The organism is Chitinophaga varians (assembly GCF_012641275.1).
GTDB classification, from domain to species: Bacteria; Bacteroidota; Bacteroidia; order Chitinophagales; family Chitinophagaceae; genus Chitinophaga; species Chitinophaga varians_A.
Genome location: NZ_JABAIA010000001.1, coordinates 851,092 through 869,575, shown reverse-complemented (window position 1 = coordinate 869,575; position 18,484 = coordinate 851,092). Strand labels below are relative to the sequence as shown.

22 protein-coding genes are annotated in these 18,484 nt (G+C 50.4%); 10 read left to right on the top strand and 12 right to left on the bottom strand.

Features of this window, described 5'->3' with window-relative positions:
* Positions 1 to 156 precede the first annotated feature (156 nt).
* Positions 157 to 924 (top strand): hypothetical protein, encoded by a 768-nt coding sequence (locus tag HGH92_RS03585; protein WP_168869381.1) that lies wholly within the window; start codon positions 157 to 159, stop codon positions 922 to 924.
* Positions 925 to 1,053: 129 nt separating this feature from the next.
* Here the strand turns inward: HGH92_RS03585 and HGH92_RS03580 are convergent, their stop codons facing one another.
* The 4 genes from HGH92_RS03580 to HGH92_RS03565 all read right to left on the bottom strand — a co-directional run bounded on the left by HGH92_RS03580 (position 1,054) and on the right by HGH92_RS03565 (position 5,233).
* Entirely contained in the window at positions 1,054 to 2,154 is a 1,101-nt protein-coding gene (locus HGH92_RS03580) for a M42 family metallopeptidase (RefSeq protein WP_168869380.1), read from the bottom strand.
* A gap of 62 nt (positions 2,155 to 2,216) precedes the next feature.
* Positions 2,217 to 3,065 (bottom strand): UbiA family prenyltransferase, encoded by an 849-nt coding sequence (locus tag HGH92_RS03575; RefSeq protein WP_168869379.1) that lies wholly within the window; start codon positions 3,063 to 3,065, stop codon positions 2,217 to 2,219.
* An 89-nt stretch (positions 3,066 to 3,154) separates the two neighbouring features.
* On the bottom strand, positions 3,155 to 4,693 hold the full coding sequence (locus tag HGH92_RS03570) for an acyl-CoA carboxylase subunit beta (protein ID WP_168869378.1): 1,539 nt from the start codon (positions 4,691 to 4,693) through the stop codon (positions 3,155 to 3,157).
* Positions 4,694 to 4,783: 90 nt separating this feature from the next.
* Complete coding sequence (locus HGH92_RS03565; protein WP_168869377.1) at positions 4,784 to 5,233, bottom strand: hypothetical protein; 450 nt, start codon at positions 5,231 to 5,233, stop codon at positions 4,784 to 4,786.
* 147 nt (positions 5,234 to 5,380) lie between these two features.
* On the opposite strand from HGH92_RS03565, the gene HGH92_RS03560 reads away from it, so the two are divergent.
* The 3 genes from HGH92_RS03560 to HGH92_RS03550 all read left to right on the top strand — a co-directional run bounded on the left by HGH92_RS03560 (position 5,381) and on the right by HGH92_RS03550 (position 7,683).
* A complete protein-coding gene (locus tag HGH92_RS03560) occupies positions 5,381 to 6,364 on the top strand; it encodes an acyl transferase (protein WP_168869376.1) in 984 nt (327 codons plus the stop codon).
* 191 nt (positions 6,365 to 6,555) lie between these two features.
* Positions 6,556 to 7,056, top strand: coding sequence for an ester cyclase (locus tag HGH92_RS03555; protein ID WP_211092526.1), 501 nt, complete (start codon positions 6,556 to 6,558; stop codon positions 7,054 to 7,056).
* 51 nt (positions 7,057 to 7,107) lie between these two features.
* Positions 7,108 to 7,683, top strand: coding sequence for a Crp/Fnr family transcriptional regulator (locus HGH92_RS03550; protein ID WP_168869375.1), 576 nt, complete (start codon positions 7,108 to 7,110; stop codon positions 7,681 to 7,683).
* A 1-nt stretch (position 7,684) separates the two neighbouring features.
* Here the strand turns inward: HGH92_RS03550 and HGH92_RS03545 are convergent, their stop codons facing one another.
* Positions 7,685 to 8,410 (bottom strand): hypothetical protein, encoded by a 726-nt coding sequence (locus HGH92_RS03545; RefSeq protein WP_168869374.1) that lies wholly within the window; start codon positions 8,408 to 8,410, stop codon positions 7,685 to 7,687.
* 342 nt (positions 8,411 to 8,752) lie between these two features.
* Between HGH92_RS03545 and HGH92_RS03540 the strand changes: the two genes are divergently transcribed.
* The 4 genes from HGH92_RS03540 (at position 8,753) to HGH92_RS03525 (ending at position 11,150) form a co-directional block, all read left to right on the top strand.
* Entirely contained in the window at positions 8,753 to 9,085 is a 333-nt protein-coding gene (locus HGH92_RS03540; protein ID WP_168869373.1) for a hypothetical protein, read from the top strand.
* 73 nt (positions 9,086 to 9,158) lie between these two features.
* Positions 9,159 to 9,983, top strand: coding sequence for a DUF692 domain-containing protein (locus HGH92_RS03535; RefSeq protein WP_168869372.1), 825 nt, complete (start codon positions 9,159 to 9,161; stop codon positions 9,981 to 9,983).
* Positions 9,967 to 10,716 (top strand): DUF2063 domain-containing protein, encoded by a 750-nt coding sequence (locus HGH92_RS03530; RefSeq protein ID WP_168869371.1) that lies wholly within the window; start codon positions 9,967 to 9,969, stop codon positions 10,714 to 10,716. Before HGH92_RS03535 ends, HGH92_RS03530 begins: the two co-directional genes overlap by 17 nt.
* A 5-nt stretch (positions 10,717 to 10,721) precedes the next feature.
* The gene (locus tag HGH92_RS03525; RefSeq protein ID WP_168869370.1) at positions 10,722 to 11,150 is read left to right on the top strand and encodes a DoxX family protein; all 429 of its coding nucleotides are present in this window, start codon (positions 10,722 to 10,724) and stop codon (positions 11,148 to 11,150) included.
* On the opposite strand, the gene HGH92_RS03520 is transcribed toward HGH92_RS03525, so the two are convergent.
* Positions 11,147 to 11,902, bottom strand: coding sequence for an NAD(P)H-dependent oxidoreductase (locus HGH92_RS03520; RefSeq protein ID WP_168869369.1), 756 nt, complete (start codon positions 11,900 to 11,902; stop codon positions 11,147 to 11,149). The genes HGH92_RS03525 and HGH92_RS03520 overlap by 4 nt on opposite strands.
* A 110-nt stretch (positions 11,903 to 12,012) precedes the next feature.
* Between HGH92_RS03520 and HGH92_RS03515 the strand changes: the two genes are divergently transcribed.
* Positions 12,013 to 12,867, top strand: coding sequence for an AraC family transcriptional regulator (locus HGH92_RS03515; protein WP_168869368.1), 855 nt, complete (start codon positions 12,013 to 12,015; stop codon positions 12,865 to 12,867).
* On the opposite strand, the gene HGH92_RS03510 is transcribed toward HGH92_RS03515, so the two are convergent.
* The 4 genes from HGH92_RS03510 to HGH92_RS03495 all read right to left on the bottom strand — a co-directional run bounded on the left by HGH92_RS03510 (position 12,868) and on the right by HGH92_RS03495 (position 15,706).
* Positions 12,868 to 13,293 carry a response regulator gene (locus HGH92_RS03510; protein WP_168869367.1) on the bottom strand — a complete coding sequence of 142 codons (426 nt, stop codon included), beginning with the start codon at positions 13,291 to 13,293 and terminating at the stop codon, positions 12,868 to 12,870. It lies immediately after the preceding gene.
* A 119-nt stretch (positions 13,294 to 13,412) separates the two neighbouring features.
* A complete protein-coding gene (locus HGH92_RS03505) occupies positions 13,413 to 14,261 on the bottom strand; it encodes a ThuA domain-containing protein (protein ID WP_168869366.1) in 849 nt (282 codons plus the stop codon).
* A gap of 39 nt (positions 14,262 to 14,300) precedes the next feature.
* Positions 14,301 to 15,050 (bottom strand): SDR family NAD(P)-dependent oxidoreductase, encoded by a 750-nt coding sequence (locus HGH92_RS03500; RefSeq protein WP_168869365.1) that lies wholly within the window; start codon positions 15,048 to 15,050, stop codon positions 14,301 to 14,303.
* A gap of 77 nt (positions 15,051 to 15,127) precedes the next feature.
* The gene (locus HGH92_RS03495; protein WP_168869364.1) at positions 15,128 to 15,706 is read right to left on the bottom strand and encodes a Crp/Fnr family transcriptional regulator; all 579 of its coding nucleotides are present in this window, start codon (positions 15,704 to 15,706) and stop codon (positions 15,128 to 15,130) included.
* A 68-nt stretch (positions 15,707 to 15,774) separates the two neighbouring features.
* On the opposite strand from HGH92_RS03495, the gene HGH92_RS03490 reads away from it, so the two are divergent.
* Complete coding sequence (locus tag HGH92_RS03490; protein ID WP_168869363.1) at positions 15,775 to 16,344, top strand: hypothetical protein; 570 nt, start codon at positions 15,775 to 15,777, stop codon at positions 16,342 to 16,344.
* 171 nt (positions 16,345 to 16,515) lie between these two features.
* On the opposite strand, the gene HGH92_RS03485 is transcribed toward HGH92_RS03490, so the two are convergent.
* Together HGH92_RS03485 and HGH92_RS03480 are read right to left on the bottom strand one after the other, a co-directional pair.
* Positions 16,516 to 16,905, bottom strand: coding sequence for a group III truncated hemoglobin (locus tag HGH92_RS03485; protein ID WP_168869362.1), 390 nt, complete (start codon positions 16,903 to 16,905; stop codon positions 16,516 to 16,518).
* A gap of 161 nt (positions 16,906 to 17,066) precedes the next feature.
* The gene (locus tag HGH92_RS03480) at positions 17,067 to 18,362 is read right to left on the bottom strand and encodes a hypothetical protein (protein ID WP_168869361.1); all 1,296 of its coding nucleotides are present in this window, start codon (positions 18,360 to 18,362) and stop codon (positions 17,067 to 17,069) included.
* Positions 18,363 to 18,484 lie beyond the last annotated feature (122 nt).

Here is an 18,484-nt window from a genome sequence, read left to right as displayed (position 1 = left end):
TATAGTGGTTACTGCTGCAAAAAGAAAGTGGCCTGGCGTAAAAAAGTTGCATATGTCTCTGAAAATTAGTTTCTTGCGGGCACTCGAAAAAAATAACCAAATCACCGATAATTCAATAACCAGATATCTATTAACCTCTATCACAAAACCATTACTATGAAAAACACCTTGTTGAGCGGCAAACTGCTCGTTTGTCTGTGTTTCGCCGCCCTTTTCTTTTCGGCCTGTAGCAAGAAGGACGACCCCGCGCCTCCGGTCCCGGTGTACAACATGGACACGCTGTACGCACGTGCCGTAGCTGATGCCACGGTGGCCGACAGCAGCGAAATTTCCAACGCTTTGTGGCCTATCACGGCAGACAACACCAACCTGCAATGGAAAACTGTCAATGGCCAAAACTATGTGCTGATGGCCACTTTCATGCGTTTCCCCTCCAGCTATCCGGAAGGTGATTCCATCACCAACACCTGGGGCGAAGCCTGGCTGTTTATCCCCAAACAGATGAAAACCCGCATCGGGCAGGATTTTAAACCAGGATCGGACACGGTGCAGCGGGTATGTCAACTGTTAGGCCTGCCACCAGTGAATGCCAAAAGCAACACCCACATTGCCGAGGTATGGGTGAAAGCAGAGCGGCTGTACCGCCCCGCGGGCAATCCGGCCATCAATACTACCACTACCGGCTATACGCTGGTCAACGGCGTATCTGCCGATTATACCACCTGGTTTAACAACTACATCATTTTTGCCTATTACCGTCCGCTGATCGCTGCTACGGATTATCATTATCCGTGGACGCGTATGGGTTATACCTATGATTGGGCGCCGGGAGCCAGCAAGGTAGGATTGAGCGAGTACGTGGAATTGCCTTCTTCAGGCATGTGGGTGGAAAAAGTACGCCGGGTGGCGGATTATTTCCGTTAATCAATTACGAATTACAAATTACGAATTACGAATTACGAATTGAGGGCTTTCCTATAGAGCGGCCATTAAATGACCTTTCCATAAAAGATCCCTCAATTCGTAATTCGTAATTTGTAATTCGTAATTGAATTACAGGTATTTAAAGTTCGTTTTCGGCGTGATCTGCAGCAATGTCTGGTAGATCAGCTGAATGGTATTTTCGATGTCATCGCGTTTTACCATTTCCACGGTAGTATGCATATAGCGCAGCGGTAAGCTGATAAGCGCTGATGGCGTACCGTCATTGGAATAGGCAAAAGCGTCGGTATCTGTACCGGTGGCACGGCTTACGGCGTGCAGCTGGTAAGGGATATCGTTCTTTTTAGCGGTCTTGATGATCAGATCGCGCAGGATGTTGTGCACCGCAGGACCGTAGGTGATGCTGGGGCCGCCGCCACACTTGATTTCCCCTTCTATGTTTTTATTGATCATCGGGGTGGTGGTGTCGTGGGTAACGTCGGTAATGATGGCCACGTCCGGTTTAATACGTTTGGCGATCATTTCAGCGCCGCGCAGGCCAACTTCTTCCTGTACCGCGTTCACGATATAGAGGCCGAAAGGCAGTTCTTGTTTTTTCTCTTTCAGCAGGCGGGCCACTTCCGCGATCATGAAACCGCCGATACGGTTGTCGATAGCGCGGCAGATGAAGTAGTCGTAGTTCAGTTCATCAAAACCATCGTTAAAGGTGCAAACGCAGCCTACATGGATGCCCAGGTCTTCCACTTCCTTGCGGGAACGTGCGCCGCAATCCAGGAAGATGTTCTCCACTTTGGGCTGTGGCTCTTTGCCATCGCCGCTGCGCAGGCGGGTGTGAATGGCTGGCCAGCCGAATACGGCTTTTACAATGCCTTTTTCTGTATGGATGTTCACGCGCATAGACGGTGCAATCTGCTGATCGGAGCCACCATTACGGATCACATAGATCAATCCTTCCGGAGAGATATAGTTGACAAACCAGGAAATTTCATCTGCATGGGCTTCAATCACCACCTTAAAAGGGGCTTTGGGATTGATGATGCCTACTACAGAGCCATAGGCGTCTACCTGATGTTCGTCAATATATGGTGTCAGATATTTAAGCCACAGCTTTTGTCCTTCTTTCTCAAAACCGGTGGGAGAGGGATTATTCAGGTAGTCTTTAAGGAATGCCAGTGATTCCTTCGTGAGTATGGATTTCTGTTTTTTGGACATAATAGTATAGCTTTTTGAGACCGGACAAATGTAGCAAATTACCCATTATGACAAATGCTTCTTCAGGGGAACAGGCTGACCAGTATCAGATGGAGGAGTGCCGACAGTGCCATGAGGCCGTCCAGTCCGAAGTAGAACAGGTAGTCGGACGGATCATGATGCGCTTTCTTTGTCAGCAGGCCGGTAACGGCCACAGGTGCCAGCAGCGTGCATATCACCGGAATGGTGGTATAGTAGCCCAGCATGACGGCGCTCAGGGCAGACAACAGCAGGGTGATATAGTACAGCCGGTTGAGGCTTTTGTAATCCAGGTAAGTGATCAGGCTGCGGATACCTTCTTTTTTGTCTGACTCCACATCACGGAAGTCGAACAGGATGCAGATCGCATATATCAGCAGGAAGCGGTGCAGCGTAAACAGCATCAGGGGCCAGGACAGGCCCTGGTTGGCCACAAAGGCCGGCAGCAGGGTGGTAACGTAGGTCCATACGGCGGTAAGAAACAGTGTTTTGCCGATGGCTATCCGGCGCAGCCAGGTGAAGGGCTTATAAGGCACTTTAGGAGCGGAGTAGAGAAAGGTAAGGACTGCGGCGCCGCTAAGTACCAGCCAGTGGTTGCGCAACGGCCAGAAGTAGAACAGTGCGCCGGCCAGGCCAACGCCGCAGAGCATGAGCATCAGGTCCCGGTAACGGTCCACCCATTGCAGCCTTTCTGAAGAAGAATAGGAGCCGGGTGTCAGGTACCAGTGAAAATTGTAGCTGCAGATAGTGGAGAAGAAGACGAACAGGTAAAAGGTCAGTTGCGGGTATTGAAGCCCCAGCAGCTGATTGGTCTGCCATATCATCAGCAGGGCGCATAAGGCAATGAAGACCGATGTAAAGAGGATGAAATTAAAAATGGACCTTAACACCATCAATTACGAATTACAAATGACGAATTACGAATTAAGGGGACTACTATTACGCTCCAATTCGTAATTCGTCATTTGTAATTCGTAATTGACTACAAAGGTATGTTACCGTGTTTTTTTCTCGGCATGTTGACCACTTTATTTTCTAGCATTTTGAAACCCTTGATGAGTTTGGCGCGGGCCTGTTCCGGCATGATGACTTCGTCGATATATCCTTTTTCCGCTGCCAGGTAAGGGTTGGCAAATCTTTCGGTATAATCGGCCACCAGTTCGTTGGTACGCACTTCAGGGTCCGGAGCCGTATCTATTTCTTTTTTGTAGATGATTTCCACAGCGCCCTTAGCGCCCATCACGGCTATTTCCGCCTGCGGGAAAGCGTAGTTGAGGTCGGCGCCGATATGTTTGGAGTTCATCACGCAATAGGCGCCGCCGTAGGCTTTGCGGGTGGTGACGGTGATCTTGGGCACGGTGGCTTCGCAGAGCGCGTACAGCAGTTTTGCGCCGTTAGTGATGATACCGTTCCATTCCTGGTCGGTGCCGGGCAGGAAGCCGGGCACATCTACCAGTACCAGCAGCGGCACATTGAAGGCGTCGCAGAAGCGGGTAAAGCGGGCGCCTTTTACGGAGGCGTGGATATCGAGCACGCCGGCCAGTACGGCAGGCTGATTGGCCACAATACCGATGCTTCTGCCGCCGATGCGGGCGAAACCGACGATGATATTGTCTGCAAAGTCCTTGTGTACTTCAAAGAAGCTGTCGGCATCTGTCAGATGGGCGATCACTTCTTTCATATCATAAGGCTGGTTGGGGCTGGCGGGGATCAGCGTGTTGAGGGCTTCCCGCAGCTCGTTGCCCGGTTCATACGGATATACCGGTGCTGTTTCCTCGCAGTTTTGCGGGATATAGCTCAGCAGTGTTTTGATGTTTTGGATGCATTCCACCTCGTTGGCGCAGGCAAAGTGGGTAACGCCGCTTTTGGTGGCATGCGTTTGTGCGCCGCCCAGTTCTTCGGAGGTCACTTCTTCATGGGTCACCGTTTTCACCACGTTAGGACCGGTCACGAACATGTAGGACGTGTTTTCCACCATCATAATAAAATCGGTGATAGCGGGGGAATATACGGCGCCACCGGCACAGGGGCCCATGATGGCGGATATCTGGGGAATAACGCCGGAAGCGCGGGTGTTGCGGTAGAAGATATCGGCATAACCGCCGAGGCTTACCACTCCTTCCTGGATACGGGCGCCGCCACTGTCGTTCAGGCCCACTACCGGGGCGCCGTTCTGCATGGCGAGGTCCATGATCTTGCATATTTTGCGGGCATGTGGTTCAGAGAGACTGCCGCCATATACCGTGAAATCCTGTGAAAAGACATAAGTGAGCCTGCCGTTGATGGTGCCATAGCCGGTCACAACGCCGTCGCCGGGAAACTGTTCCTGGTCGGTGGTGATGCCGCGGTTACGGTTATGTACCAACATGTCCAGTTCTTCAAAAGAGCCTTCATCCATCAGCAGCTGAAGCCTTTCACGGGCGGTCAGCTTACCTTTTTTATGCTGGGAAGCGATCCTTACTTCTCCACCACCTAACATGGCCTCTTTAATCTTCGACTGTAATTCCTCTATCTTGTTCATATGCGGAAAATGAGTGATAAATCTGTTGCAAAAAATAAAGGATTCCTTTTAAGGAATCCCTGTGGTTGTAAATGTAATGTTTTTGAAAGATTATCTGTTCCGGCGGAACGGAAATTTTGGTGTGGCGACGGTGTCGCTGATATTACCGGAATTGTCCCGCAGAAAAACGACATAGTGTGCACTGTCACCGGGAGCGGGGTTGTAGGCAGCTGCAAAATCAATCTCCCCGAAAGGCATAATGACATCCGCTTTTACGCTGTTGCCCCTGTTTTGCCCGATTTTAGGCATTTTAAAGAATGTCCAGATGGTATCTTTGGTGATGGCTTGTTCGCTGTCTTTGAGCATGCCAACGGCAATGCTGTCTTCAATATCTCCGTCCCCGTCCTCTACCCGCATGGTGAGAATGAACTGTTTGGTGTCCGGGGTGATGCTGTCTGGTTGATAGCTTTTAAAGTATAGCAATGGTTTGGAGCCGATCTTATCTTTTTTACAAGCATAGAGCAAACCCGCGGCCAGGAGCAAATAGAGAAATTTCTTCATAAAACAAACCTACATTAATTTAGGAAATATACAAATATTCGGTTATCTCTGTCTCTCCAACGAAAAACGTTTTTTTCCCAACATTTGTTACTTGCTGGCTAAATTTATTCTTCTCCCTACCTTTGTGGTCTTTAAAGACCGATATACATGCGCGTAGTTTCGCCCGATTATATATTTTCCCTGAAGCCAGATGAACTGGAAACCGCTGCCCTGGAGCTGTTTAACTATCAGTACCAGGAGAATGCCCTTTACAGGGCTTATACCGATGCCCTGCGGATACAGCCCCGCCAGGTAGACAGTATCCTGAAGATACCTTATCTGCCCATTCAGTTTTTTAAGTCGCACCAGGTGGTGTGCGGACAGTTTGAGCCGGAGCTGGTATTTGAAAGCAGCGGTACTACCCAGACGGTCAACAGCCGGCATCTGGTGAAAGACGCTGCGGTATATACCCGCAGCTTTATGACGGCTTTTGAACAGTTCTATGGCCCGGTGACCGACTACGTGGTGGTGGGACTGCTGCCTTCCTACCTGGAACGGCAACACTCTTCGCTGGTATGTATGGTGCAGGAGATGATCGTCCGCAGCGGCCATGAAGAAAGCGGCTTTTACCTGTATGAGCACGATAAGCTGCATCAGCAGCTACAGTGGCTGGAAGCGCGGCAACAGAAAGTGCTGTTGATCGGCGTTACTTTCGGCCTGCTCGATTTTGCTGAGAAATACACCCTGCGGCTGCAGCATACCATCGTTATGGAAACAGGCGGCATGAAAGGCCGCCGGGAAGAGTGGACCCGCGACGAAGTACATGCTTTCCTGAAAGAAAGGTTAGGCGTGACCGTAGTACATGCGGAATACGGCATGACTGAGCTGCTGTCGCAGGCATATTCCCGCGGCCAGGGCTACTTTGAAACCCCAGCCTGGATGAAAGTACTGCTGCGCGATGAGAACGACCCGTTTCAGCTTTCCGCCGGCAAAGGTTCCGGCGTTATGAACGTCATTGACCTGGCCAATATCTATTCCTGCGCGTTCATTGCCACCGAAGATATCGGGAAAATACACGCCGATGGCCGTTTTGAGGTGCTGGGACGCCTCGATAATTCAGCCCTGCGCGGTTGCAGCCTGATGGTCAGCTAGGGAAATTACGAATTACGAATTACGAATTACGAATTGAGGGCTGTTTTATGGAACGGTTATTTAGTAGCCGCTCTATCAGGCAGCCCTCAATTCGTAATTCGTAATTCGTAATTCGTAATTGAAAAATGGTAACATATATCATTGTTTGACAGTTGTACCGGAAGGAGCTTTGACAGACATAAATTCCTTTTATGATTGTCAACTTTTTCCACCGGCTGATATTACCGGCAGTCTGTATGACACTGGTCATTTCGGCCTGCAGCCCTTCCCCGTCTTCATCAGCGGAACAAAACAAAAACATCGTGCGGCGTTATTTCGGCGAAGCCTGGGACCAGGGTAAGCTGGAAGCGCTGGACAGCCTGCTGGCACCGCAGTACATCAATCACACGCCCAGCACGCCTGACCCGCCACGTGGACCGGGCGGGCTAAAACCCATCATCGCCGCTTTCCGGCGGGCTTTCCCTGATTTGCATTTTGAAATAAAAGACCTTATAGCCAGCGACAGTATAGTGGTAGCGCGGGTGGTGATGACCGGCACCCAGCAGGACAGCCTTTTTCAGCTGCCACCTACCGGCAAAAAAATGGCGGTGAACCAGATCAATATCGAGAAAATCGTCCATGGCCGGATTGTGGAACACTGGCGGGTAACCGACGAGCTGTCCCTGATGCGGCAGCTGGGTTTTGTGCCCTGATGCGCGAACGCTAAAAAAGTGTAACTATGCAGTAATGAATGCTTATTGGCCATGCATCCGTTACTGCTTCATAATTTCAGCCGGCATATCGTTCTGTCGGACGAGGAAACAGCCTCGCTGCCTGCTTATTTCCGGCACCGGAAGCTGCGCAGGAAAGAAATGTTGCTGGAAGAAGGGGAAGTGTGCCGGTCAGAAAACTTTGTGATAAAAGGCGCGCTGCGCCAATACGAGACAGATGAAGAAGGCCGGGAACATGTAATCCAGTTTGCCTTTGAAGACTGGTGGATTTCGGACCCCTACAGTATGCATACCGGCACCCCTTCCATATACCATATCGATGCGCTGGAAGACAGCGAGGTATTACAGCTGGACCTGGACAGCCAGGAGCGGTTGTTTGCTGATTTGCCTCAAATGAATATTTATTGGCGCCTGATCATGCAGCAGGCGTTTATAGCCCTGCAACGCCGGGTGTTGTTTCTGCAGAAGCCGCTGGAGGAGCGTTATCAGGAGTTTCTGCGTACCTATGCCTGGTTTGAGCAGCGTATTCCGCAGCACCAGGTGGCCGCTTACCTGGGCACCTCCCGGGAATCGCTGAGCCGTGTCAGGAACACGGTGCTGAAAAAATAACCTATTCAGGGCTGTTGGCAGCCATTTTCAGCAGTGCCGGCAGTTTGGCCGGATCATACATAATATTGGCGAGGGCCGTCATATACGGAAAAGAATAGTGGTCCATGCCGAATTTGTTCAGCAGGTAAACGTCCAGTTGTTCCGGAGCGGTATGGCCCTGGATATAATCGCCTACATAGAAAAGAAACCGTTGTCTTTCTTTTTCAAACAGCAGCACCAGCGCTACTTTGTCTTTCAGCTGGTGATGAAGCGGGTTCCGGAATATTTTCAGTGCCTGTGCATAATGCGCGGTGGTAAGTGGTTCCGGCGGATTAGGCAGCAGCTGGGTGCAGAAATAGTCCACTGCCAGGTCGTCGAAGTAGCTGACGCCATTGTCTTCACCCGGGTCATTATGCCAGGTGGCCCATTGGAGGAGATCTTCGGGAGTACTGTTGCCGGACAGCAGCGCTTCCAGCTGGTGGATGACACCTTCACGGGTAGGGGTAGAGTCGGTAGCCTGTGTAATCGCGCCCACTATTTGCTGATAGTAGTCTTCGTGCATGGCCGACGCGGTCCTCAGTAAAAGGCGGGTAACATCTTCGCCTGACCCCTCCAGGTCGGCTGGTTGTAGGTTTATTTCTCCGTACAGGTCCTGTAATACTTCCTGTTTAGTTTTAGTTCCGCGCAAGTAAGCCTTCAGCAAACCAATAAAATAAACAGAGGTTACAGGGGGCATCTTATCTTTCATGGGCCTTTTTTAATCGCGCAATTGCGTTCAGACCAAAAATAGGATAAATTAGATAACAATTATTTGCCTGCTCCGGAAAACTAAAACATTTAATTTTCCGTAAGCTTTCTACAGGCAAACGTAAAAGTGGCACGTCCCCATAAAACTGGTGCAGTAATTGAGGAGTACTTTTCACGATTCATACCATCTTTATCTATACGGCAAGGCTATACGAACCGGCCATGGTACAGGCCGGCACAGGCATTTTTTAACAGCACACCCCCTTTTCGGATAACGGAAGCTTGTTTACAGTTGTTTTTAATCCCTTCAACTTTTTCACTCAGTTTTAAAAATTCACGAAAAATGGAAAACAAATCAATCAGCAAAAAAGTGCTCTTTTCCGGCTCTCTTGTAGCCAGTGCTATCCTGGGCCTGACTGCCCTGCAAACAAATGCCAACCCGGCCAGCTACACCAGCCTGGGTTCCGGCGCCGCTGTCAGAAGTGTGTTGACCGGCACCGCTTCGGCTGTTAACACTGTAGAGCTGGCCTGCTCCAAGGACTCCTCTGCCGCCAAATCCAAAGAACACAAGTGTTCCCAGGGCAAATGCGCTGAAGGCAAATGTGCAGGCGCCCCCAAAAAAGGCAAAAAAGCTGGTGGCAAACACAAATCCGATTCGACCAAATCCGGTCGCTGATCTTTCCCCGGGGAAAGGCCGGAACAAAGCAGTACCGGCCTTTCTGTTTACCTGTCATCACAAACGTAGGACCATGGTAGGACTAGGCTTTCGCCGCGAATTTGCGGAAGAAATGATCAGTGGAGAGCTGATCACACCCGACTTTATTGAGTTTGCGCCGGAGAACTGGATGAACATCGGCGGTTACTGGAAAAAAATGCTGCACCGTGTGTTGGAAAAGTACCCGGTATTGTGCCACGGGCTTTCATTGTCACTCGGCAGCCCTGAAGAACCGGACAAAGATTTCCTCCGCTACGTGAAATCCTTCCTGGAAGAATATCAGGTACGTATTTATTCTGAACACCTGAGTTATTCCAAATGTGACAACGCCCATCTGTACGACCTGCTGCCCATGCCTTTCCGCATGGATGCCGCGCGGCATATGGCCTCCCGCATCCAACAGGTACAGGACTATCTGCAGCGGCCGCTGGCTATGGAAATCATTTCCTACTACACGCCGGTGGCACCGGAGATGAGCGAAGCCGACTTTATCAATGAAGTGGTGCGGCGTTCCGGCTGCCAGCTGTTGCTGGACGTGAACAACATTTATGTCAACGCCTTCAACCATCAGTACGATGCCAGGGCTTTCATTGCACAGCTGCCGCTGGACAAGGTGGCCTATATCCATATGGCGGGGCATGAGCAGGTATCTCCTGATATGATCCTTGATACCCACGGGCATCCGATTGCTGATCCGGTATATGAACTGTTTGAATGGACCATCCGGCAGATAAAGCCGGTACCGGTGTTGCTGGAGCGTGATTTTAATATCCCGCAGATGCAGGAACTGCAGGAAGAGCTGGCGCGATTAAAATCTATCTGTCATCAACAATGGAAACACCATGAGCTCGTTGCCTGACAGCCGCCGGTTACAGCAGCGGTTTACCCAACATCTCCGTACCGGTGTGCGAACGACCATCCCCGGGGTGGCCCCGGACAGGCTGGCGCACTACCGCCACGCTATCTTCCATATGGTGAAAGATACTATGGAAAGCGCCTATCCGGTCACCTGCGCCAATATCCCGGCGCGGAAATGGGACCGTATGGTCCGGAACTTTTTCGCCCATCATGCCTGTACTTCCAACCAGGTGTGGAAGCTCCCCCTGGAGTTTTACACCTATGCGGTGGAGAATAACTGGGACGAAGTGTACGACATCCCTTATCTGAGCGACCTGCTGGCTTTTGAATGGGCAGAGATTGAAGTGTTTAATATGGAAGATATTGCCCCCGCTGCTTTCACTGCTGCCGGCAGCTGGCTGGAAACCCCGCTGGTACTGAACCCTGAGTACCGGTTATTATCTTTCAAATACCCCGTTCACCGGGAAGCCAAACGCGCACGGCTCTTAAAGGAGCAGGGCGCCTGGTTTGTGTTGCTGCACCGGGAGCCGGTCAGCGGCCATGTACAGTTTACGGGCTTGTCGCCGTGGCTGGCTTTTGTAACAGAGCAACTTGCGGCAGGTATAACGGTGAAGGATATACTGGAATATGCGCCACAACTTGGGATAACGGTAACGGATACACTGGAAAATGATACTATCGCTTTTTTAACTGACATGCAACGCCAACAGTTTGTGTTGGGCTTTCAACCCTGAAAAACATGCGCGCTTACGCTGCTTATGCACGCCGGCTATCGGCGCTTCGGGACATTCCGCTGCTTTTGCTCCGGCTGGTGCTGGCTTATGGCTATTACCACCCTGCGCGATTGAAATGGCAGGATATTCATGGTATCGGCGACTGGTTTGGCCAGCTGCACATTCCGGCGCCTTATGTCAGCGCCTATGTGGTGGCCATTACTGAGTCGGCAGGCGTGGTCCTGCTTACACTGGGCCTTTGGGTGCGGTATATCACCCTGCCACTGATGTTCAGTATGGTGGTGGCCATCATCACTGTACATTGGGCCAACGGCTTTGAGGCCGGTGATAATGGCTTTGAAATTCCACTCTATTATATCCTCATGTTGTTTACCCTGCTGGTGTACGGCAGTGGCAGAACCGGGCTGGACGCATTCCTGGAACGCTCCCGTTAGTCCTGGTCTTGCAGGTGCAGGGCGAAACCGCTTTTGCCTGTGGTAAAATGAGACTTCAGTACTTCATTTTCATCATAGTCCTGTTTGCCCATCCGGTAACGGATAGGAGCAGTGTAAGGGATGCTGACCAGCCGCTGTTCCAGGTCTTGCACAATGGCAGTATACCGTTCGTCTGATACGTGGTTGGCGCTGTAGACTACAAACGGTGGCAGTGGGGCTGCGCCTGCATACCAGAATACCCCATGATGCACCGGGAACAGGAGGTCAATAATATCACCGTGGATACCTTGTGGGCCGAGCGGTGCTGCAGCAGCGCCAGCGGTGATCATCAACATCACTTTTTTGTCTTTAAGGGTACCGTTGCCATAGCGGCCGCCGGTGCCGTAGCCGAAGCCATTGGTAAAAGTGCGGTCTATCCAGCCTTTGAGGATAGCCGGCATGCCGAACCACCATAACGGAAACTGTAACAGGATCACATCAGCCCATTTTATTTTTTCCTGCTCCGCGGTAATATCCGGTGATTGCTGGTTTTCCAGGAAGGCCTTTTTTGAAATGGTGTTATAAATAAGTCTTTCATCGGCAGGAAGCGCCGGAAAGTCCTGCCGGCCTGCCTCCGCCTTCCATTGCTGTTGGTAGAGGTCTGTTACTGCAACTTCATGGCCATGGCGCTGTAATATCTCTACCGCAGCGTTTTTCAGGGAGGCGTTCAGGGAACGGGGCTCCGGGTGTGCTAGTACAATCAATACTTTCATTTGTTGATGATTTGCCGTTAGGTTAATTTTGATGACGTAAAATTGTACAATTTGGTTGGTTGTTTCATTGTACTTTTTTTCTGTTTTTTTGTAATAAACCGACGGATATCATGGCAAAAGAAAACATTCATCAGCCCTTTGAGATAGTGGAGATTATAACAGAGGAGTGTCCGCAGGTGGAGCACGGGCATAATTTTTTTGAGTTGATATATATCGTGGAAGGCAGCGGGCAGCAATTTATCAACAACAACCAGTTTCCTTACCGCAAAGGGTATTTGTTCCTGGTGACACCAGAAGACAAACATCTGCTGGAAGTAGCGGAAAGGACACATTTTTTCTTTCTCCGGTTTAACAAGATATATCTGCAAAACCAGGATACCGCGCTGTTATACACACAGGAGTGGACGCACCGGATGGAATTTATTCTCGAACATGCCAGTCACCGGCCGGGCTGTATTGTATACCATGAGCCGGACAAGCAGCTGTTACCTGCCCTGGTGGCGGGGCTGATGCAGGAGCAGGCAGGTAAACCTTTATACCACAGCGAAGTAGTAAGGCAGTTGGTCAATACCATTATCACTTTGGTGGCCCGTAATATAGCCATGAAGCTGCCTGCGCAGATAGGCGACCATACGGCTACGCCTGTACTGGACATCATCGATTATATACAGGAACATATTTATTCACCGCAGGCTTTAAGGGCGGCTGTCATCGCCAAACATTTTCATATATCGCTAAGTTACCTGGGGCGTTATTTTAAAAAGCATACGGGAGAAAACCTGCAGGATTACATCATGCGTTATAAGCTGAAGCTGGTGGAGACCCGTTTAAAACACAGCGATCGCCGTATCAACGAGATTGCCGCGGAGCTGAGTTTCACAGATGAAAGCCATCTTACACGATTGTTCAGGAAACACCGTGGAATTAATCCATCTGCTTTCCGTAAACAATTTATGCTTCGCTGATCAGCTGGCTATCGGAAAGGAATAATTGCCGAGGCTGCAATCATGGAACTGTTGCATGATCTCTAATCCTTCTTCATAGGTGTCCGGTTTGATCACGAAGGCCTCCGCTCCGAGGTCGATGCATTGTTGTTTCTGAATCTCATTCAGAAAAGTAGAATAGATAATAACCCGGATAGGATGATAACGCGGATGTTGTTTGAGCAGCTCCAGTGTCTGCGTGCCCGTGAGACGGGGCATATTCAGGTCCAGAATGATAAGGGAGGGGAGAGGCTTCTCCAACAAAGTGTCCAGGTATTCCAGGGCCGTTACGCCGTCCTGGACAAAATGGATGTGTTCAGTAAAAGCAAGCTCTTTACACATCATTTCCATGATAAATACATCTTCGGGGTCATCGTCGGCTATGAGAATCTGCGGATACGTCTGCATGTTGTGACAAAAGTTTGTTAAAATCTCTCTGCAAAGCGGATGCCTTTCCTGTTGGACGGTGTTTGGAAGGAATTAAGCAGCGGGTTTGTCCGTACCCGGCAACAAAATGAGGAAGAATATCAGCGGCCTCGAAGAGCAATGAGGGTATCCCTGCGGGTACCCAGCCACCACAGTGCCTGAAGTATCATCAGGTTTTGGGAAGGGCTGCCGAAGGTATGCGATAACGTTTGTTGGGTACCGTGTTCATAGTCCATATCGTTATGGCCCATATTGAAGTATACCATTCTGTATTTGCGGTTGGTCCATACAACCGGGTAGTCCCCGCTATGCCATATCTCACTGGCTTTAGGGCCGGTACCCAGGGGGAAACTGCTGCTGTCAATGGATGCCAGCACCGTGATATCCTTGTTTTGCCGAAGGTGCCCGCTCCAACGGTACCACTCGTTAGGCGCCGCCTGGAACTGCGCCGGAAGGCCGCGGGTGGCCGGATGCCGGCGGTTTTCCACACGCAATACCGCCGTAGTGGGCCGCCAGGTATTGCTAACGTAGGAACCGGAGCCGAGGAAAGTGTAATGGTACCAATTCCAGTTTTGTGGTACGGCAGAAGGCGTTAGTGCAAAGGCGGCGAAATGGAAGCCTATCCAGGCGCCGCCGTTTTCCATATAATGTTGAAAAGCTTTCCGCTGGGCTGGCTTTTCAGGCCTGGTGTCGAGGAACAATACTACCTGGTAGCGGGAGAGAAAATGATGGTTCAGGTTTTGCCAGTTGCTGGTAGTATCATAAGTGAAATGATAACGGGCGCCCATCTCCGGAAACCACTGGTTGGCCTCCCGGACGAAGCTGATATGAGCCGCATCTTCGGCTGCCGTGAAAAAGGCGATGACCCTGAAGGCTGGTTGTTGTGCATAACTGTAGCAGCAGCACAACAACGAGCCTGATAACAGATAGCTGATAGCGCGGAGTTTCATGTATACAAAATACAACGCTATTGTTAATATTTTTCAATATTACCAGGGTATCTCCTGCCATTGATGGGTAAAGAACCGGTTGGTAGGAACGTCTTCCAGTGCGGCTTGCACAATAATCCTGGCCCCTTCCGGTATCTCAAGAAAAGCGGCAGCCGTGCCCATATCGGTTTTTACCCACCCCGGGCTGACAGTATAGGCGCGTACGTTGGTGTTACGGAGGGCTTCCTGTAAATACACTGTCAGCAGGTTGACCATCGTTTTAGAGCTGTTGTAGGCGAATTTTTTAACGTGATAAATGGGGGAAGAAGTGTCGGCCTGCAGCTGAATGCTGCCCAGTTCGCTGCTCAGATTGATAATGCGTCCAGCGGGACTTTGCTGCAGCAGGGGAAACAGGGCTTGTGTGAGCTGCAGTGTGCCCCATACGTTTACATCAAAGACGGCTTTGATGTCTGCTATATTTGAATGCATGATGGTATTGCTTATTCGCTCCTTCGGTAAAGCGGTACCCGCTACATGTGTAATCGCTGCATTGTTGATCAGTATATCGAGGTGGCCGTATTGTTGTGTCACCTGGTCGGCAGCGGCTGCAACCTGTTCAGGACAGGCAATGTCCAGGGGGAGGAAACTGATATGAGCGGAAACTTCCCGGAGTTGCTGTACGGCAGCCTGGCCTTTCGCCGCATCGCGGCAGGAGAGGATAACCCGTACATTTTTTTTGAGCAACTGGCGCGCGGTTTCCAGTCCGATGCCGCGATTGGCGCCGGTAATAAGTGCGGTTAATGTTGTCATGATAATAGCAGTTTTACTATTGCAAAATTCTTTTGATGTCGGCCTGCATTAATTGTCCCGGGGCAATTAATACAGGCTCAATTTTGCATACGGCGGCGCATCCTGCTAAGGGAAGAAGGAGTGACACCGATAAAAGAGGCGAGGTATTTAAGCGGTACCCGTTGTATATAGGCAGCGTGGTTTAGCAGCCGGTTATATCTTTCCTGTGGGCTGTCGAGCAACAGGGACGTGGCCCTGCACATGGTGCCGACCAGTACTTCTTCCATCAGTTTACGGCCGAATGCTTCAAAGCCGGGAATAGTGCGGTAGAGCACCTGTAACTCGTCATAGGAAATACTGGCCATGACTGAATTTTCCAGGGCCTGCAGATAATAGCGGCTAGGCTGCCTGGTGAGAAAACTGGCAGGCTCCATGACAAGCGTGTCTTCAAATACAAGCCAGGTAGTGGTCTCATCTCCTGTGTCGTCTATAGCGTAGAGCCTGAACAGCCCTTTTATGGCTACCGAAAGCATATCGCATAGCTGAGCTCTTCTCAGGAGGACTGTATTGGCCGGCACCTCCCTGAAAGCGAAATGCCGGAGCACGGCTTCAAGGTCTTTATCAGACAAGTCACAGTAATAAGTGATAAAGTCTGTTAGTATTTTTCGTTGGTCCATTGTGGTGAAAATTAAGCATTTTCAAACTGGCACTACCTTTGTCTTTATCATGATAAAATCACGCGATCATGAAAAAGCTATCATTTCTTGCTTTATTGATTATCAGTGTGTTAGCGTTTAGCAGGCCATTGGAGGCCCAGGTGCGACTCAATGTCAATGTGAATATAGGCAACCAGCCGGTATGGGGGCCGGTAGGTTATGATTATGCGCAATATTATTATTTCCCGGACATTGATGTGTACTATGATATTCCCCGGCGTCAGTATGTTTATTTGAATGGCAACAGCTGGCGGTTCTCGCCCACTTTGCCAACCAGATACCATTTTGATGTGTACAGGGGGTATAAGGTAGTGATCAATGATGCTCAGCCCTGGCTGCACCCTGACGTGTACCGTGGCCGTTATGCCCGTTACAAGGGACCGGGCTGGTATGGCAAGCAGGATATCATCCGCGACAGCAGGGACAGCAAATACTATGTGGTAAAAGGGCATCCGATGTATGGCAAAGGAAACAATGGCAACGGCAATGGCAATGGATGGAAAAATGACGATGAGAGGGGCCGTGACAACGGAAATGGTAATGGCAATGGTAACAGAGGCCGTGGTAACGGCAATGGCCATGGGCGGGGCCACGACTAAATAAACAAATAGTCAGACAAACATAAAATAATTAGAACGGATCCATCGTGAGAATTGGATAAATGGCCGGTCAGAAGCTACCCCCCGGAAGCTTTACCGGCCATTCCTGTTTTTACAGCTGGCAGTTGTTGCCGGTCAGTGCTTTTTTATAGGTATACAGGCCTGTCTTCGCTAACGCAGCGGTGGCTGGCCCTGATAATATTCAATTTTGGAGAGGAACATCTGCGCCATTTTTTCGCCGCGCCAGCAGGCTTCTTCCGCTTTGGCGCCTTCAAAGAGGCCGTTGACCGTTGCGTGGAACAGCTGTAGCCAGCGGTTGAAATGGAGACTGTTGACCGGCATGGTGGCGTGCGGATGGAAAGGCGCACCATGATAGGTGTGGCTGTCCAGCAGTACCGTGTCCCAGAAACGGTACATCTTTTCCAGGTGCTCCGGCCAGCGGTCTTGTATGAGATGGTTGAAGATAGGCCCCAGCAGTTCGTCTTCGCGGACCGTCCCATAAAAACTGTCTACCATGAGTTGTATATCGGCAAGTGAGGAGATGTCTCTCTTTGTTTTCATATAAATAAATACATTTTTGTCCTTAATTAGAAGCCCACGTTAGCGGCTGTCCTAAGGATGCAGGACAAAAGTAAGTATTCTTCCTATAATAAAGGATGAAAATATCTTTTATTTAGGTAAAAAAAAACGGCATCCGCTGTGGACGCCGTTTTTTCAGCATATTATTGTTTTTTCAGCGCGAAGTTGCCGGCGGCATCTTTTTCCAGGCTATAGCCTTTACTGAGTTCCAGCTTCCAGCCCTGGCCGGTGATCAGCTGGTCTGTGAAAGTGGCAGGCAGGCCGATATTCACCTTGTCCCATTTTGCGCTCAGGAGCGCTCCTTCGGTAACGGTGAGAATGCCCCAGGTGTCGGATATGCGCATGGTAGGGTATACGGTGCCGTAGTCGTCTATGGGTATAATATTGCTCGGATTGAAGGAGATGTTCATTTTCTCAAACCGCAGTTCAGTGTGTGGTTGTGTAATGAACAGCTTCGTATAGGCGGCAATTTGTTCCTGTATTTTCTTTTCCCTGGCAGTTTCTTCCAGCGTAATGGCATCGCCGTTGTACTCCCGTGCATAGGTGGCGGCAGCGGTTTTTACGTCGGCAGGAATGGATAACCTAAACGCCTGTACGAGAAATGGCGTCAGCTTTGAATCGCTGTTCAGCTGCCGGTTCCATCCCGGTTTCAGCTGGGACAGCATGTAACCGTACATGGGGATGGTCTGGTACGCGAACGACCGTACGAAAGTGGCATTGTAATGCAGGAAGTTGTACAGGTTTTTATCGAAATGTTTGATGGCCGCGGCTTTGTCGCGGTTGCAGATCATCATGCCGGTGAATTCTGCAATGCCTTCGTTCATCTCGAGTGCATTTTCCGTAGTGTCTGCGCCGGGATACAGTGCATAACGGCAATGGCGGAACGTCATCGCATGCAACAGATGCTCCTGCCTGGCGGCGGGAGACGTAGCCGCAATAGCCTGTTGTAAGGCAGCCAGCTCCAGCTTCAGGAAAATGCGCCCGTCTTTTTTATCAAGATGGTTGTTGGCCGGATTCGTGAGCCTGAAATGCAGCGTGGGTTGCGACCGGTGAAACAATTCGTGGGCGATCAGGTTGACCCGTTCGTCACGGTCGGTGGGCAGAGGCAACTCAATCATGGCCCAGTTGCGTCCTTCCCACTGAGTGGCGGTGTTGGCGGTATTAATCTTGGCGGGCAGTTTCCCGACATAGATATCACCCTGCTTTTGCAGATGGCCGGAGCTGTCAGGCATATTGGCGTACAGTTCCCGGGTGGCCGGGTTCACAAGCAGCATCGGTCCGTAGAGGTTGATGCCCCAAAGGCGTTGTTGTTTTTTGGTCACGGTGGCAGCTTCCTGAAAGGTACGCTGCGCCAGTGTGGCAACGGTATCGGATTGCTGGCATAAGGCTTCGCCGGCGGTGCAGCCTAACAACAGGCCGGCTAGGAGAAAATTTTTCATGTTTCGTTCGTTAAATAAAATGAGGACGGTTGCAGGTATATAAAAGAAAGGCGTAACGATGCGGTGTAATTTACATTAAAACAATGATACCGTGACGGAGAAAAACTGCGGGACGATGATTG